This is a genomic window from Bacillus sp. GW823-FHT06A10 (assembly GCF_058795375.1).
Genome location: NZ_JBXAHT010000001.1, coordinates 48,591 through 64,617 on the forward strand (window position 1 = coordinate 48,591; position 16,027 = coordinate 64,617).

Genomic DNA, 16,027 nt, shown 5'->3' on the forward strand with positions numbered 1-16,027 from the left:
AAAAAGATAGTTAGAAAGTTCTGATTTTTGATTCTGAAGAAATAAAAAGAAGCAGTACTCTACCTCCATAGAGTACTGCTTCTTTACTATTCATTGTCGTTAGACGATGTTTCTGTATCTTCACTGCTATTTTTGTTCTTATTTTTCACTTCATTGTTACTTGATTCGCGTTCACTTGAATTTTCAGACTTAGATTCTTTTGTCTTTTTCGAATCAGAGTCTGAGTCAGACTTTGTATATGCAGGTAGCCCAAGATGAGTACGAAGTTCATTTGTAACATTAGCTAATTCTTTTTTATCTGGATTGTAGTAGTAAGTTCGACCACCACCAGCAGATTTGCTACATGTATCGTCACCTTTTGCCATATAGCAATCATCACCTTGGATTTGTAATTTCTCAATTTCCGAATCCGATCCATATTTATAGAATGAAAGCATATCATCAAATGTTAAGTTTGTAACGAATTGTCCGTTAATATCATCAATGATGTTGCCAACTTTTGTTACAGAACCAACACTTGTTAGTTTCTTTAAAATAGCCTCGATAACGAGTTGTTGACGTTGTCCACGCATTGCATCACTATCGATGTGTCTTGTTCTAGCAAGAGCAAGAGCTTCTTCGCCATTTAACTTTTGAACACCTTTTTCTAGGTGAATTGCCTCAGCATTATCATTGCTATCTTGCTCAGTAAATTCAACTGGTACATCAACTTCAACACCGCCCAAGTCATCGACGATTTTTATAAATGATTTAAAGTTAAATTTCACAAAATAATCGACAGGAACATTCATTAATTTTTCAACTGCATCAATGCTTGCTTGTGGTCCACCATTTTTTCCGTTTTTAGCAGAACCGAATGCATGAGCGTGTGTAATTTTATCTTTTTTCTTTTCTATTGGGATATAAGTATATGTGTCACGTGGGATACTTAATAGTTTAACAGTTTTGCTATCTTTATTAAATGTTGCAAGTAAAAGCGCATCTGTTCTTATAGCTTCACCATATTCTTTTCCTCGGACATCGCTTTCATCAACACCCATTATTAAAACAGAGACGTTATTTGTAATAGGTTTTACAGCTTTATCTCGTAAATCAGATTTATCACCGCGTGCTAAATCGTGTGCGGCATTTCGAACAGCAGAAGATGCTTTATTTACTAAAAACCAAGTATAACCGCCGCCTATTAATAAAACGAATAGTATAGCGCTTATAATAATTTTTATTTTTTTCTTATTTTTTTTCGGTTTACTGCGTGTATTTTCTTGCAAAGATGGGTTTTGCTCCATTTCTTGTACTCCTTCATTTGGATTGAAATACGACACTCATATCCACTTATTATAATGAAATTTAGCGAAAAAAAACATTACAAATCATTTACATTTCGTAAAAATTCAATTTATTTATAAAAAGTCAGATTTTCTATATATTATTTTGTAGATGTAGAATAAGTATAAGGGCTATTAGTAGAAATGAAAATATATATTATGAGAAAGTGATAGGGAAGTAAGATTTGTTGAAATATAGCCAAGAAGAAATGAGTAAGCTTACTTATTTTTTCTATATAATAAAGAAGAATTTGACGGATAAAGGAGAGAGCATAATGAAACATACATCATTCCGAGCAATCGTTGTGAACGAAACGGAAAATCATCAGTTTGTAAGAAAAGTTGTTGAGAGAGAAGTAAGTAGTTTACCTGAGGGAGACGTACTCATACAAGTTCATTATTCTTCATTAAATTATAAAGATGCCCTTTCAGCTACTGGTAATAAAGGTGTTACGAGAACGTATCCTCATACGCCAGGAATTGATGCCGCAGGAGAAGTTGTGAGTAGTGAAGATAACTCCTTTAAGGTAGGAGATCAAGTTATTGTAACGGGATATGACTTAGGTATGAATACCTCTGGTGGTTTCGGAGAATATATTCGGGTCCCATCATCTTGGGTCGTGCCTTTACCAGAAGGAATGTCATTAAAGGAAAGTATGATGTATGGGACAGCGGGTTTTACTGCTGCTTTGTCGGTATATAAGCTTATTGGAGCAGGAATCAAGCCTAGTATGGGAGATGTTTTAGTAACGGGTGCTACAGGCGGCGTAGGGAGTGTAGCTGTTAGTATATTAAGTAAGTTAGGGTTTAACGTAGTAGGAGCGACAGGGAAAATGGAAGAGGAACAGATGCTACTACGTCTAGGAGCGAAAAAAGTGATTCATCGCGCGGAATTGAATGATGAATCAGGAAGACCGATGTTAAAAGGGATATACGCCGGAGTTATCGATACTGTAGGTGGACATATGTTAGAAACAGCTTTAAAAACAGTAAAGTATGGTGGTTGTGTAACGACATGCGGTAATGTGGCAGGCCAGGAACTACAAACAACAGTATATCCATTTATTTTACGAGGCATAAGCCTTTTAGGGGTAGATTCCGTGCAATGTCCAGTGGATGTGAGAAGAGATGTGTGGACGCTTTTAGCGAAAGAATGGGGAAATAAAGAATTACTATCTTATACAGAAGAATGTACATTAGAAGAATTAGAGAAGAAGTTTACACTTATATTGCAAGGAAAGTTAAAAGGAAGAACAGTTGTTAAAATATAATGAAAAAAGAGACGCTTAAGTTAGCGTCTCTTTTTTCATTATAATGATTGTTTTAAATTGATTTTTCCTTGTTCGCCTAAAACACCGTCAGCGATATTTACAGCGTGATCGCCAATGCGCTCTAAGTTACTTACCATATCGACGAAGATGATACTTGCATCACCTGAACAGCTGCGTTCGTTTAGACGTAATACGTGACGTTTACGAAGAACACGTTCCATTTGGTCGATTTTGCGTTCTTTTGCAATAACAGTTTGAGCTAGTTCAGTATCGAAGTTTGTTAAAGCTTCAACTGAGTCTTGCAGTGTTGAAATCGTTAATTCTAGCATTTCGTTTAATTCAGCTAATGCTTCGTCTGATAGTGAAACACGGTTTGAAATTTGGAAATCTACAAGTTCTACAAGGTTTTCTACATGATCACCGACACGTTCAATATCTCCAACAACACCTGCTAAAACAGAATGTTTTTCAGAATCCGTAGGTGAAAGTGGCTTTTCTGACAGTAAAACTAAATACTCGGTAATTTTTTTATCTAAATTGTTAATAGCTCCTTCTAATTGAGTAGCCATGTTTGCGTGTTTTTTGTCTTGTGTATTTAAAAATTGATTTGCTTCTTTTAATCCATGTAATGAGAACTCAGCCATACGGATAATCTCTTTTTGAGCTTCAGTTAAAGCGATGGCTGGAGATTGTTCAATAAAGATTGGATTTAAATGTTGCGGTTTGAAATTAATAGCAGAATCTTCGCCGCGGATAATTTTTGTTACAATCCATGCTAATACTGCAATGAATGGGAACTGAATGATTGTATTTGTTACGTTAAATGTTCCGTGTGCAAATGCAATAGTCATTTCTGGATTCAAGTTTAATGATGTTTGGAAATATTGAATTAAACTTGTAAATGGTACTAATAAAATTGTAAAGATAATTGTACCGATAATATTAAAGATAACGTGAACTAATGCTGCACGTCTTGCTGCAATTGAAGTACCGATAGCTGCTAATACTGCTGTAATTGTCGTACCGATGTTATCACCGAATAATACAGGAAGAGATGCTTGTAAATCGATTGCACCTTGACCGAATAGTTCTTGTAAAATACCGATTGTTGCACTTGAGCTCTGTACAATTAAAGTGAAGACTGTACCGACAACAATTCCTAAAATTGGATTATCACTCATGCTAATCATTAAATCTTGGAATGACTCTAAAGAACGAAGAGGTTTCATACCTGCGCTCATTAATTCTAAACCGAAGAATAGCATACCAAAACCGAATACAACTTGACCTACAGAATGTACTTTTTTATTTTTAAAGAAGAATAGTAAGATTGCTCCAACTGCCATAACTGGGAGAGCATATTCTCCGATTTTAATTCCGATAATAAATGCAGTAACTGTCGTACCGATGTTTGCACCCATAATAACACCGATTGCTTGTCTTAATGTCATAAATCCAGCACTTACAAGTCCGACTGTTAAAGCGGTTGTTCCTGAACTTGATTGGATTAATACAGTAACTAACATACCTGCTAGTACACCCATAAGTGGGTTTGTTGTAAAACGATCTAGAATATCTCGAAGACGATCTCCAGCTGCTTGTTGCAGTCCATCGCCCATGTATTTAATCCCGAATAAGAAAATACCTAATCCACCAATGAACTGGAAGATCATATCTTGAACATTATATTCCACGCATTCCACTCCTTAAATTTCATGTACGATGTAATTATTAACTGAACCTTGAGGCACTGTAAACGGTTTGCTAGTAAAATTTACACTAATTTTACAAAGAGAAGAAAAGTTTACAATCCCTTAAAGAAACAGCTGTATTTTATTGGTTTTCATCTTGTGAAAATCTTAATTTTGTAAAGAAATCACACTTTTTAGAATAATAATGTTCAGTTGAATATCAAGGAAAGCGTCTGCGAGTTCATCGTATATTTTTTGATGAAAGTTAAAAAAATATGTAGGAAAATGCATGTAGTTTTATAACAGCAAAATGAGGGAAAATAATTTTTTAACACGATAAAAAAGCTACTGATTTATCCAGCAGCTTTTTCCGTGTTTTTATCGCTATGCTTTTGTTTTCTTATGCTTGTAATGTAAATGAAGAGAAAAGCAATAAGTAACAGAGAGGAGTAACGATATACAGTTGCATAGTTTGTAAAATGAGCAATAAATCCAAATATAATAGCTCCAGCGCCGATACCAAGGTCAAATGCGGAGAAGAATGTAGCCGTTGCTACGCCACGTCGATGCGGCGCTACGCGGTCAATCATCCATGCTTGTAGTGCAGGTTGGATCGCCCCAAAACCACTTCCGTAACATGCTGCAGCAATAATTAAGCTCGGAATTGTCGTCGTATACGACAATAAAATAATACCTGTAAACGTTATAATAACTCCCGGAATGATGACGAAAGTATGGCCTTTCGCATCATATAGCTTTCCAGAGAATGGACGAGTCACAGCAATTGCTAGTGCATTACATAAAAAGAAAAGGCTAATATCAGCTATGCCGACTTCTGTAGCAAATAGTGTTATAAAACTTCCGATTCCTCCGTACATTAATGTAATACATAATATTAATAATGAAGGAAGTAAAGCTTTACGCTCAATAAATCCATCGAGAAAAGAACTAGATGATTGTTGTGGAGGCTGTTTCGTTTTTTGGATTTGAAGTAGTTTCGTTAATATTAATGAAACAATTGTGCACGATAATGCACATAAAAAAAGAATTGTGAAGTTATATGTTTGCATAAGCCATAGTCCGATAAGTGGACCGAGGGCCATTGCGATTGTTCCAGAAAGACCAAAATATCCCATGCCTTCTCCGCGGCGAGCTGAGGGAATTAAATCAGAAACGACAGTTCCATATGTAGTCGTTGTAATACCGAAACCAGCTCCGTGTAAAATACGAACAGCAAGCAAGAGAAAGATTGTTGAGGCGAAAAGGTAACTGCCCATAGCGAGTAAACAAATAGCAGTACCGATCATTAAGATGATTTTTTTATTAAATTTTTGCAAGGCGTTCCCAGTTAGCGGTCTAACAAAAAGTGCCGCAACGGTAAACATGCCGACAACCAATCCGATATTGGAACTTGTGCCACCAATTTCTTTCACATAAACAGGTAAGGTTGGAATTAACATTTGAAACCCTAAAAACATACATAAGTTTGCAAAAATTAAAGCAACAAACTCTTTTGTCCATAACGGTTCTCGTTTTACGAGTATTGCTTCTCCCATATATTCATCCCCTATATAAAATTTTCTCTTTTCTTTCGAGTATATGTATTGGCCAATGAAACAGTCAAGGAAGGTGTCTTGAAAACGGATAACAATTTTTAAGATGAAAAACTGACAAATTTGTGTAAAAGCTACACAACTATGACAAAAAGATGTAAAGTATAGATGTATAGACTTGTAGGTGTTAAGAATGATAGAAATTGTTTTTTCTTTAAAGAAAGCGGATTCAAAAGGGTAGTGAACAAGAAGGGGATATATACTTTTTCACTACATATATTTGAAAAGGTTTACAATATGATGAAGAAAGAGGCGTGTACATATGAGACGATTAGGTATTTCTATTTATCCAGAACATTCAACAGTAGAGAAAGATAAGGAGTATTTAACATTAGCAAGTAAATATGGATTTACACGTGTGTTCACATGTTTATTATCTGTGGATGGAGAAAAAGAGAAAATTATAGAAGAATTTAAAGAAACGATCTCTCATGCGAATGCATTAGGGTTCCAAGTATTAGTTGATATTAGTCCATCTGTTTTTGAACAATTAGGTATTTCGTATAATGATTTATCATTCTTCCATGAATTAGGTGCGTACGGTATTCGTTTAGATGTTGGTTTCTCAGGATTAGAAGAATCAATTATGACTTATAATCCGTATGGTTTGAAAATTGAGATTAATATGAGTAATGGTACGAAGTATGTAGATAACATTATGAGTCATAGACCAAATCGTGAAAATTTAATTGGTTGTCATAATTTTTATCCGCATCGTTATTCAGGGTTATCATACGATCATTTCATTAAATGCTCGAAACAATTTAAAGATTACGGTATGAGAACGGCTGCTTTTATTTCATCATTTGATGCAACATACGGACCTTGGCCAGTAACAGAAGGGTTATGTACATTAGAGCAGCATCGTGAATTACCGATGACAACACAGGCGAAGCATTTATTCGCGACGGAATTAATTGATGATGTTATTATTGCAAACGCATATGCGTCAGAAGAAGAATTACAAGCACTAGGTGCATTAAATAAAGAGAAACAAACATTTGATATAGAACTATATGATACAACGACAGAACTAGAAAGAATTATCGTATTAGACGAACCACATTTTTATCGCGGAGATGTATCTGAATATATGATTCGTTCTACACAAAGTCGTGTGAAATATAAAAAAGAAGAGTTTAAACCTCATAATACGCGTGAAATTAAGCGTGGAGATTTATTAATTGATAATGAACAATATGGCCAGTATAAAGGCGAATTACAAATTGCATTAAAAGATATGGTGAATACAGGAAAAACAAATGTAGTTGGTCGAATTATAGAAGAAGAAATTTTCTTATTAGATTATTTACAAGCATGGGATAAATTCGGGTTCACATTAAAGAAATAGAGAGAATATAAAGGGGAAAAACTACTGATTTCAGCAGCTTTTCCCCATTTATATATAAAGAGCGAGAGGAAGAGCTATGACAAAGGTGCATCAGCGATTAATTTCTATTTTAGAGGAGTTTTTAGAAGAGAAATCGATGTTAAATCGAGCTTTTTTAGCGGGCCGTTTACATGTATCGACGAAGACGATTCAAAAGGATATAAAATTATTAAATGATATATTGGAAGAAAACGGAGCGAAAATCGAATCGCAAAGAGGGACTGGGTACGAATTAGAAATTATACAAATGAAGAAATTTGAAGAATTTTGTGTGAGTCTATTTCAAAAACAGACGGAAAAGATTCCAACTTCTTATGAAGAAAGAATAGCGTACATTCTGCAGCGTGTTTTAACGACAGAGGGATATGTGAAGCTTTCAGAATTAGCGGAAGAGATTTATGTGAGCAAATCAACGGTCAATTTAATTATGAAAGATGTTACAGATATATGTAGTCGCTATAAATTACAAATTGAGAAGAGACCGTATTATGGTATACGTATTGTTGGAAAGGAATTTAATATTCGTTCTTGTTTATCACAATATGGTTTACCGCGTTATGACCATACTCCGTTTCATGAGCAATTTGAGCAGACGGAGACGTATTTATCGCTACCTCATATATCACTCATTCGTTCAATTATATTAAAGTATATTGAAGGCGGAACAATATATTTATCTGATATAGAAATTGATAATTTAGTCATTCATATTGCAATCGCATTAAAGCGTTGTCAAAGTCAACATTATATGAAAGGACTGCATGCGGAGCAATCAGAACTTATAATAAAGAAAGAATATACAATTGCGAAGCAGATTTTAGGAGATTTAGAGAAAGAGTTAAAATTTTCATTTCCAGAAGAAGAAGTATTATATGTGACGATGCATTTATTAAGTACTGCTGTTACAACGAGAGATCGCTATGAAAATGTAGAAGAGCTATTAGGGAAAGATATATATGCATTTATGCAACATATTCTTTTTAAAGTAGCGGAAGAACGGAATCTTATTTTTTATTATGACGAAGAATTATTATTTGGATTTGGTATTCATTTAAAAACGTTATTAAATCGTTTGAAGTATAAGTTAAATACGAGAAATCCTCTTTTGGCAGAAGTGAAAAAGAATTATCCGTATGCTTTTGAAATTGCGGTTCTTGTTGGAGATATCATTGGTGAATATACGGGTGAATCGATCCCTGAAAGTGAAATTGGCTATATTGCAATTCACTTCGGCGGAGCGATGAGCCGTTTGCAGGAGCAAAATCAAAAGAAAAGATGCTTATTAGTTTGTGCGACTGGTCAAGGAAGTGCACAGCTATTAAAATATAAAATTTTATCACAGTTCCGAGATAAATTAGAGATTGTAGGTATTACAGGCTATTATCAATTGAAAGTAGAAGATCTTTATAAAGAAAAAATAGATTGTATTATTAGTACGATTCATATACCGAGTGGCTTGCCTGTTCCAGTTATAAAAGTGAATTCAATATTTGATGATAAAGAGATTAAATCGATTGGTCAGCGGTTGTTTACGCATGTAAATAATAGTGTGCGGCAATATATTAAGGAAGATTTAATCTTTTTAAATCATAGTGCTTCTACGAAAGAGGATGTTATTCAGTTTTTATGTGAGAAAGCTGCTGAGAAACATTATGTACAAGAAAACTTTTATGCTTCTGTTATGGAAAGAGAAAATACGTCTCCGACAGCGGTTGGGAATTCAGTTGCAATCCCGCATCCGATGCAGTTATTAAGTGAGGAAACTTTTTTGATGTTTTGCACACTTGAAAAGGCTGTTGATTGGGGAGATAAAAAAGTACAAGTAATTATTTTATTTAGTGTAAAGCGCAATAATAATGAAGATTTGCAAAGGCTTTATGATTTTTTATATGATATTATGTCTAGTCAAACTACGATAGAGAAACTTACTCAGACCGAGGTAATTGAAGATTTTCAAGAGATTTTATTATCATTTTGAAAAAGTATATAAAAACTTCCGTTACATAACGGAAGTTTTTTATGTTTAATTGTATGCGTTTTCATAATAAGATAAAAATATAGAAAACATATAGCTTGGGGGAATTTAAAATGGCTGATATGCAAACTCCATTTGCGTTAATTTTACATGGTGGCAATGCGAGAAGTGCAGCGCTTGAAGCAATCGCTTTTGCAAGACAAGGAGATTTTGAGAATGCGGGTGAAAAGATGAAACTTGCTAGTGAGGAAATTTCAGCAGCGCATCGTATTCAAACGGATTTAATTCAAGAAGAGGCAAGAGGAAATCATGCAGAAATCAGTTTACTGTTAGTGCACGCACAAGACCATTTAATGAATGCAATTACAGTGAAAGAACTAGCTGAAGAATTTATTACTCTTCATAAACGAGTAGAAGAGAAAGTGACAGTATAAGATGTATATTTTATTATGTTGTGCAGCAGGCATGTCAACGAGTATGGTCGTAAGAAAAATGCAAGAAGAGGCAAAGAAACAGGGGAAGAATTATAAAATTAAGGCGGTTGATTCAGAACTTGTGAAACTTGAAATAAAAGAAGCCGATGTCGTTTTAATCGGTCCACAAGTGAAATATTTATTTCCAGCTGTAGAGTTTCTTGCAAACTCATACAACATACCAGTTGCAATTATAGACCAACGAGATTATGGCATGTGTGATGGTTTGAAGGTGCTTAAGCAAGCAGAACAATTAGTTTTAACATAATTATATCTTTTTAAATATAAACATTATAATGTTATAAAGTTTATTTCATTCTTTTATAGTAGAGAGAAAGAGGAGGGCTATTGATGAATGGGTTTATGAGTTTTATGGAACAAAAGATTATGCCAACAACGCAAAAGATTGCAGGACAACGACATTTATTGGCAATTCGAAATGGGGTTATTTCTACATTACCGTTAACGATCGTCGGGTCATTTTTCGTTATCTTTTTAAATTTACCAATTGATGCATATATGGAATGGATTGCACCGTTCCGCCATATTTTAGATATTCCATTCCGATTTACAGTAGGACTAATGGCCTTATACGCAGCGTTTGGTGTAGGGGCTTCGCTCGCGAACTTTTATCAGCTCAATCAATTAAGTGCAGGGCTACTATCTGTACTCGCCTTTTTACTAGCATCAGTTGAACCAATTCAAATTACGAAAGCTGTACCAGGTGTTATTGATGCAGGTCGATATATTTCAGTAGGAACATTAAGTGCAACGTCTTTATTCGGCGCAATTGTTACAGCATTAATTGCAGTAGAAATTTATCATTTTATGATTAAGCATAATATTTCAATAAAATTACCAGACAGTGTACCACCAGCAGTTTCAAATTCGTTTGCAGCATTAATTCCAACATTAGTAGTTATTCTTTTATTCTGGGGCATTCGCTACGGTTTGAAATTCGATGTAAATACAACAATTACATACTTAATCGCACCATTAAAATCAGTACTAGTAGGAAATAACTTATTCGGTGGTTTATTAACAGTATTCTTAATCGTGTTCTTCTGGTCATTTGGTATACATGGACCGGCAATTTTAGGACCAATCATTCGTCCGATGTGGGATTCCGCAATTCTTGAAAATATGGAAGTGTTCACGGCTACAGGAAATGCACATCAGTTACCAAACTTATTTACAGAGCAGTTCATTCAATGGTTCGTATGGATTGGCGGATCTGGCTCAACGTTAGCTTTAGTAATTATGTTTATGTTCTCTAAATCTAAGTTCCTAAAAGAGTTAGGTAGATTATCATTCGTACCAGGTTTATTCAATATTAACGAGCCAATTATTTTCGGGGCACCAATTGTAATGAACCCAATCTTAATTATTCCGTTCGTTATTACACCGTTAGTGACAACGACAGTATCATATTTCGCAGTTGTTTCAGGTATGATTCCACTCATGATGGCGAAATTGCCATTTACGATGTTAGCACCAATTGCAGCGGTAATTAGTACGGACTGGACAATTATGGCTGGTGTACTTGTACTTGTTAACTTTGTAATCTCATTCGTTATTTACTATCCATTCTTCAAAATGTATGAGAAACAACAATTAGCAGGAGAGGAGAAAACAGAATGCTCGGAGCAATTATCATCTTAATTACATTCGTGGTCGGACAGTGTATTGCCCATTATTCGAAATGGGTACAAAGTAAATCTTTATTAGTGTTACTACTAGTATCAGTTTTATTTATCGGTTGTTCAATGGGTGCATATGTAATGTTAGGTCTACACTCACCGTACGTAATTATTGTACCGACAATTTTATGTGCAACGTGTTTATCTGCAAAATATAGATTTACGAGCATGGCATTAATACAACGTGTGAAGGAGATGCAAAAGCATGGAGCGTAAATTAGGAATTTCACTTTATCCAGAACATTCAACGAAAGAAAAAGATATGGCTTATATTTCCGCAGCGGCACGACACGGTTTTTCAAGAATATTTACTTGTTTGTTATCTGTGAATCGTCCGAAAGAAGAAATTGTAGCTGAATTTAAAGAGATTATTAATCACGCAAAAGATAACAATATGGAAGTTATTCTAGATGTAGCTCCAGCTGTGTTTGATCAGCTTGGTATTAGCTATAGTGATCTATCATTTTTCGCAGAGTTAGGTGCAGATGGTATTCGATTAGATGTAGGCTTTGACGGATTAACGGAAGCGAAAATGACGAATAATCCGTACGGTTTAAAAATTGAGTTAAATGTAAGTAACGATATTGCGTACTTAGAAAATATTCTTTCGCATCAAGCGAATAAATCAGCTTTAATTGGTTGCCATAATTTTTATCCGCAAAAATTCACTGGTCTTCCGTACGATTATTTCATTCGCTGTAGTGAACGCTTTAAAAAGCATGGTATTCGCAGTGCAGCATTTATTACATCACATGCCGCAAACATCGGTCCATGGGATATTAACGACGGATTATGTACGTTAGAACAACATCGGAATTTACCAATTGAAGTACAAGCGAAGCATTTATGGGCGACAGGGCTAATTGATGATGTCATTATCGGAAATGCTTATGCGAGTGAAGAAGAATTAGAGAAACTAGGAAACTTAAATCGTTACATGTTGCAGCTAAAAGTGCACTTTGTAGACGAAGCAACAGAAGTAGAGAAGAGAGCTATGCTGCAAGAATTACACGTAAGACGCGGTGACATAACAGAGTATATGGTACGTTCTACAGAAGTGCGTAAAAAATATAAAGACTATGACTTCCCAATGCGCGAAAGTGTGCTACAGGAAAGAGGGCAAGTTGTAATTGGTAATAACTCATTCGGAAAGTATAAAGGTGAACTGCAAATCATTCTAAAAGAAATGCCGATAGATGAACGGAAAAATATCGTCGGTACAATTGCGGAAGAGGAGCTATTCTTACTAAATTATGTAGGAGCTTGGACGCAGTTTACTTGTGTGGAATAGGGAAGATAGGGGGCGTTCCAAATTTTGGACCGCCTTTTTAATATTAAAGTACTTTTAACGTCAAAATTTGTCGGTAAATCGATATCTCTTGTCGAATCGTTGATATATTATAAGTTACGATAGATATATTCGAAAAATCGTTGATATATTGTAGGTTACGATAGATATATTTGAAAAATCGTTGATATAATTTCATTTACTATGTCATTTTTCAGTAGTTTAATAGAGTAAAAAAAGAGCCAGCCTCAACGATGAGACTGACTCTTTTTTATAACTAGTTTAATACTTTAACTGTAACTGTTTTACGTCCCCAGCTACTTGATGTGCCTTTATCTGGCATTAAAACGTCGATTTTATTACCTTTAATAGCTCCACCAGTATCACCAGCGATTGCTACTCCGTAACCTTCAACCCATACTTTTGAACCTAATGGAATGACACTTGGATCAACTGCAATTAGTTTCATGTTTGGATTAGCTGTTAAGTTGTGGCCTAAAGCTGATTTTACTTGGTCGCCTGCTTTATAACCATTTTCAAGTGGATCTGCTGTATAAGCTGTTGCTACAACACGTAACTCACGAGAAGATGATGGTGCACTTGTTTCAGTTTCTTTTGCAGCAGGTTGTTGTGTAGCTGGTTTTTGAGCTTTAGCTGCTTCTTTAGCTTTAGCCGCTTCACGAGCTTCAGCTGCTTCTTGAGCCTTAGCCGCTTGAGCTTCAGCATCTGCTTGAGCTTTAGCCGCTTCACGAGCTTTAGCTGCTTCTTGAGCCTTAGCCGCTGCTTGAGCTTCAGCATCTGCTTGAGCTTTAGCTGCTTCACGAGCTTTAGCCGCCTCTTGAGCTTTAGCTTCTGCTTGAGCTTCAGCATCTGCCTGAGCTTTAGCTGCTTCTTGAGCCTTAGCTGCTTCACGAGCTTTAGCTGCTTCCTGAGCTTTAACTTCTGCTTGAGCTTCTGCCGCTTCACGAGCTTTAGTTGCTTCTTGAGCTTTAGCTTTTGCTTGAGTTTCAGCTACTTCCTGAGCTTTAACAGCTTCACGAACTTTAGCTGTATCTTGAACTGTAGTTGTTTTTTCAGCTTTAACTACTGGTTGAACTTTAACTGGTGCTTTACCTGTTAAGTAAGGAACATGAACATAAGCTGTTTTTCCGTTATATTCAAATTGAATCCAATCATTTTGTACTTGGTGTGTTGTTTCGATTATATCATCTTTTTTCAACTTACCAAGAATCTCTGAGTCTGTGTTTGCACCAGCACGTACGTTTAATACGTTTGCTGTTACGTAGTAAGTGTCTTTTGTATAGTCAGCGTTTATGAAAGCTTCTTTACCGCTATTCAATTGAACTTTTGACCAACCATTTTCTGTATGTAAAACATTTACTTTATATCCATCTAATAATTTTCCTACAACTTTTGATTCAGTAGTTGGGTTTTCTCGTACGTTTAGTACGTCAGTCGTTACGATCGTTTCTGCTTTAGCAGATGTTGTGAAAATCCCAAGACCAAAAACCGCTGCTGTTGCTATACCCATAAATTTTTTCATAATAGCCTCCATTGCATTTGTTTTCGTTGACCTCATTATAGCAACCATTATTTTCTTATTTGCGAAAAACATATAATTACAAAGCTTTCGTAACGGGTCATTAATATTCTGTAACAATTCCATAAATATCCTGATAGCGCTTCCTTGTTGTTTTTTGGCGTATTAGGGCATGTAAAACACAAAATGAGTAGTATTTCAATTACTGTAACATTAATAATGTTACAGTAATGTTTCTTGAGGATATCTATAGTGTTACGAAAACAGCTTATTTTACTGTTTAAATGAAAAAATAGTTATGGGATAATAACCTTTTTAGATGGGAAAAGATATAAATGAGGTGAAATTTAATGAAATATCGATATAATTGTTACAAAATCAGTCGAAGCATGGAAAAAATTACGCCTTGATTTTCGTCTGTTACATAGTATTTTTGCAATAATAGGATTAGATAATAGCCTTAGTACCTATAAATAATGAAGAGTATTAGAATGATAGTTGTAACGTGAAACATATATAATAGAAGAAACTCGATTTAATAGGTAAATAAAAAACGTAGGAGTGTAAACTCCTACGTTTTTGTTTATTCATATCGTAAACATTCAATTGGATCAAGTTTTGCAGCTTTGTTAGCTGGTAATAGTCCGAATGCAATACCGATTAGCATTGAAATACCTACTGCAAGAAGTCCAAGTTCTTTTGAGACAACGAGTGGCCATCCAGCAAAGATTGAGACGATCCAAGCGAAGAAAATACCGAGCATGAATCCGATGAAACCACCAAGTCCTGTTAAAATACAAGATTCGATTAAGAATTGTGTTAATACTTTACCACGTGTTGCACCAAGTGCTTTACGAATACCAATCTCGCGCGTACGTTCTGTTACAGATACAAGCATAATGTTCATTACACCGATACCACCAACAAGTAAGGAGATAGCAGCAATACCACCGAATACCATTTTCATCATACCGATTGATTCGTCTAGTTGTTTCGTAAATTCACCTAAATCTTGTGCTTCGAATTTGTGCTCAAATTTAGGAGCTTTCATTTCGTTTAAGACAGAAACAGCTTGTTTTTCTACACTTTTACGTTCTGTCGGAGAGGTCATTGTTAATCTTACAGAGTCATACTCATTTACTCCTGAAATGACAGGCGCGTTTTCAAGTGACGTATAACCTTCAGGCATAGGCATTCCGAAGTCGTTTTTCGTTTCGTATACACCGACTATTTTATAAGGCTTTCCTTTTATATCTGTGTATTGGTTTGATTCCCAACCACTAAATAATTTGTTGAAAGCTTCTTCATTTAATATAACAGCAGGGATTGCTTGGTTTAGTTCACTGTCATTTAATTCACGACCGTGAACTAATTTTATTTTCGAATCTTTCATAAAGGCGCCTGTTCCACCTTTTAAATCAAGATTTACATCTTTTGAACCAGCAGCTGCTTTTACTTTCATACTTACGTCTGGATATACATCTTTAACGCCTGGTACAGTTTGCAGACGGTTTAGCATATCAGGTGTGATTTTGGCACTATCTGTTCCGTAATCAGGGTTGTTGTAGTAAATCGTTACTTCATTATCTTTTCCTTGGCCTAATTCTTTTTTAAACTTTGCGTTTGTACCATCACCCATTGAGATGATAGTAATAATGGCACTAATACCGATAATAATACCTAACATTGTTAAGATAGAACGCATCTTATGAGCAAAGATAGAGGAAAGGGCCATGCGTATATTTTCACTCGTATTCAAAA

The 16,027-nt window shown here is 35.2% G+C and carries 13 protein-coding genes; 8 read left to right on the forward strand and 5 right to left on the reverse strand.

Annotated elements, in window-relative coordinates; translation table 11 throughout:
• Positions 1–86: 86 nt before the first annotated feature.
• Positions 87–1,286: an LCP family protein gene (locus AC1Q8M_RS00305; protein WP_000437406.1), complete on the reverse strand. Its 1,200-nt coding sequence runs from the start codon at positions 1,284–1,286 to the stop codon at positions 87–89.
• Positions 1,287–1,600: 314 nt separating this feature from the next.
• On the opposite strand from AC1Q8M_RS00305, the gene AC1Q8M_RS00310 reads away from it, so the two are divergent.
• Complete coding sequence (locus AC1Q8M_RS00310) at positions 1,601–2,596, forward strand: YhdH/YhfP family quinone oxidoreductase (protein ID WP_098392034.1); 996 nt, start codon at positions 1,601–1,603, stop codon at positions 2,594–2,596.
• A 38-nt stretch (positions 2,597–2,634) separates the two neighbouring features.
• Here the strand turns inward: AC1Q8M_RS00310 and AC1Q8M_RS00315 are convergent, their stop codons facing one another.
• Together AC1Q8M_RS00315 and AC1Q8M_RS00320 are read right to left on the reverse strand one after the other, a co-directional pair.
• On the reverse strand, positions 2,635–4,290 hold the full coding sequence (locus tag AC1Q8M_RS00315; protein WP_000456276.1) for a Na/Pi cotransporter family protein: 1,656 nt from the start codon (positions 4,288–4,290) through the stop codon (positions 2,635–2,637).
• 350 nt (positions 4,291–4,640) lie between these two features.
• Complete coding sequence (locus tag AC1Q8M_RS00320) at positions 4,641–5,843, reverse strand: MFS transporter (protein ID WP_000503253.1); 1,203 nt, start codon at positions 5,841–5,843, stop codon at positions 4,641–4,643.
• Positions 5,844–6,162: 319 nt separating this feature from the next.
• Between AC1Q8M_RS00320 and AC1Q8M_RS00325 the strand changes: the two genes are divergently transcribed.
• The 7 genes from AC1Q8M_RS00325 to AC1Q8M_RS00355 all read left to right on the forward strand — a co-directional run bounded on the left by AC1Q8M_RS00325 (position 6,163) and on the right by AC1Q8M_RS00355 (position 12,729).
• Positions 6,163–7,251 carry a DUF871 domain-containing protein gene (locus AC1Q8M_RS00325; protein WP_001253350.1) on the forward strand — a complete coding sequence of 363 codons (1,089 nt, stop codon included), beginning with the start codon at positions 6,163–6,165 and terminating at the stop codon, positions 7,249–7,251.
• A 76-nt stretch (positions 7,252–7,327) separates the two neighbouring features.
• Positions 7,328–9,268 (forward strand): BglG family transcription antiterminator, encoded by a 1,941-nt coding sequence (locus AC1Q8M_RS00330; RefSeq protein ID WP_072939921.1) that lies wholly within the window; start codon positions 7,328–7,330, stop codon positions 9,266–9,268.
• A 110-nt stretch (positions 9,269–9,378) separates the two neighbouring features.
• Positions 9,379–9,699: a PTS lactose/cellobiose transporter subunit IIA gene (locus tag AC1Q8M_RS00335; protein WP_000774623.1), complete on the forward strand. Its 321-nt coding sequence runs from the start codon at positions 9,379–9,381 to the stop codon at positions 9,697–9,699.
• Position 9,700: 1 nt separating this feature from the next.
• Positions 9,701–10,006: a PTS sugar transporter subunit IIB gene (locus AC1Q8M_RS00340; protein ID WP_000275643.1), complete on the forward strand. Its 306-nt coding sequence runs from the start codon at positions 9,701–9,703 to the stop codon at positions 10,004–10,006.
• Positions 10,007–10,089: 83 nt separating this feature from the next.
• Positions 10,090–11,400 carry a PTS sugar transporter subunit IIC gene (locus tag AC1Q8M_RS00345; protein ID WP_001013060.1) on the forward strand — a complete coding sequence of 437 codons (1,311 nt, stop codon included), beginning with the start codon at positions 10,090–10,092 and terminating at the stop codon, positions 11,398–11,400.
• Positions 11,376–11,654, forward strand: coding sequence for a hypothetical protein (locus AC1Q8M_RS00350; protein ID WP_000900046.1), 279 nt, complete (start codon positions 11,376–11,378; stop codon positions 11,652–11,654). The genes AC1Q8M_RS00345 and AC1Q8M_RS00350 overlap by 25 nt, the downstream gene beginning before the upstream one ends.
• A complete protein-coding gene (locus AC1Q8M_RS00355; RefSeq protein WP_098366075.1) occupies positions 11,644–12,729 on the forward strand; it encodes a DUF871 domain-containing protein in 1,086 nt (361 codons plus the stop codon). The genes AC1Q8M_RS00350 and AC1Q8M_RS00355 overlap by 11 nt, the downstream gene beginning before the upstream one ends.
• Before the next feature lie 274 nt (positions 12,730–13,003).
• Here the strand turns inward: AC1Q8M_RS00355 and entC are convergent, their stop codons facing one another.
• Positions 13,004–14,392: a cell wall-binding protein EntC gene (gene entC / locus AC1Q8M_RS00360; RefSeq protein ID WP_025118402.1), complete on the reverse strand. Its 1,389-nt coding sequence runs from the start codon at positions 14,390–14,392 to the stop codon at positions 13,004–13,006.
• A gap of 457 nt (positions 14,393–14,849) precedes the next feature.
• On the reverse strand, positions 14,850–16,001 hold the full coding sequence (locus tag AC1Q8M_RS00365) for an ABC transporter permease (RefSeq protein WP_404978291.1): 1,152 nt from the start codon (positions 15,999–16,001) through the stop codon (positions 14,850–14,852).
• Positions 16,002–16,027: the final 26 nt, after the last annotated feature.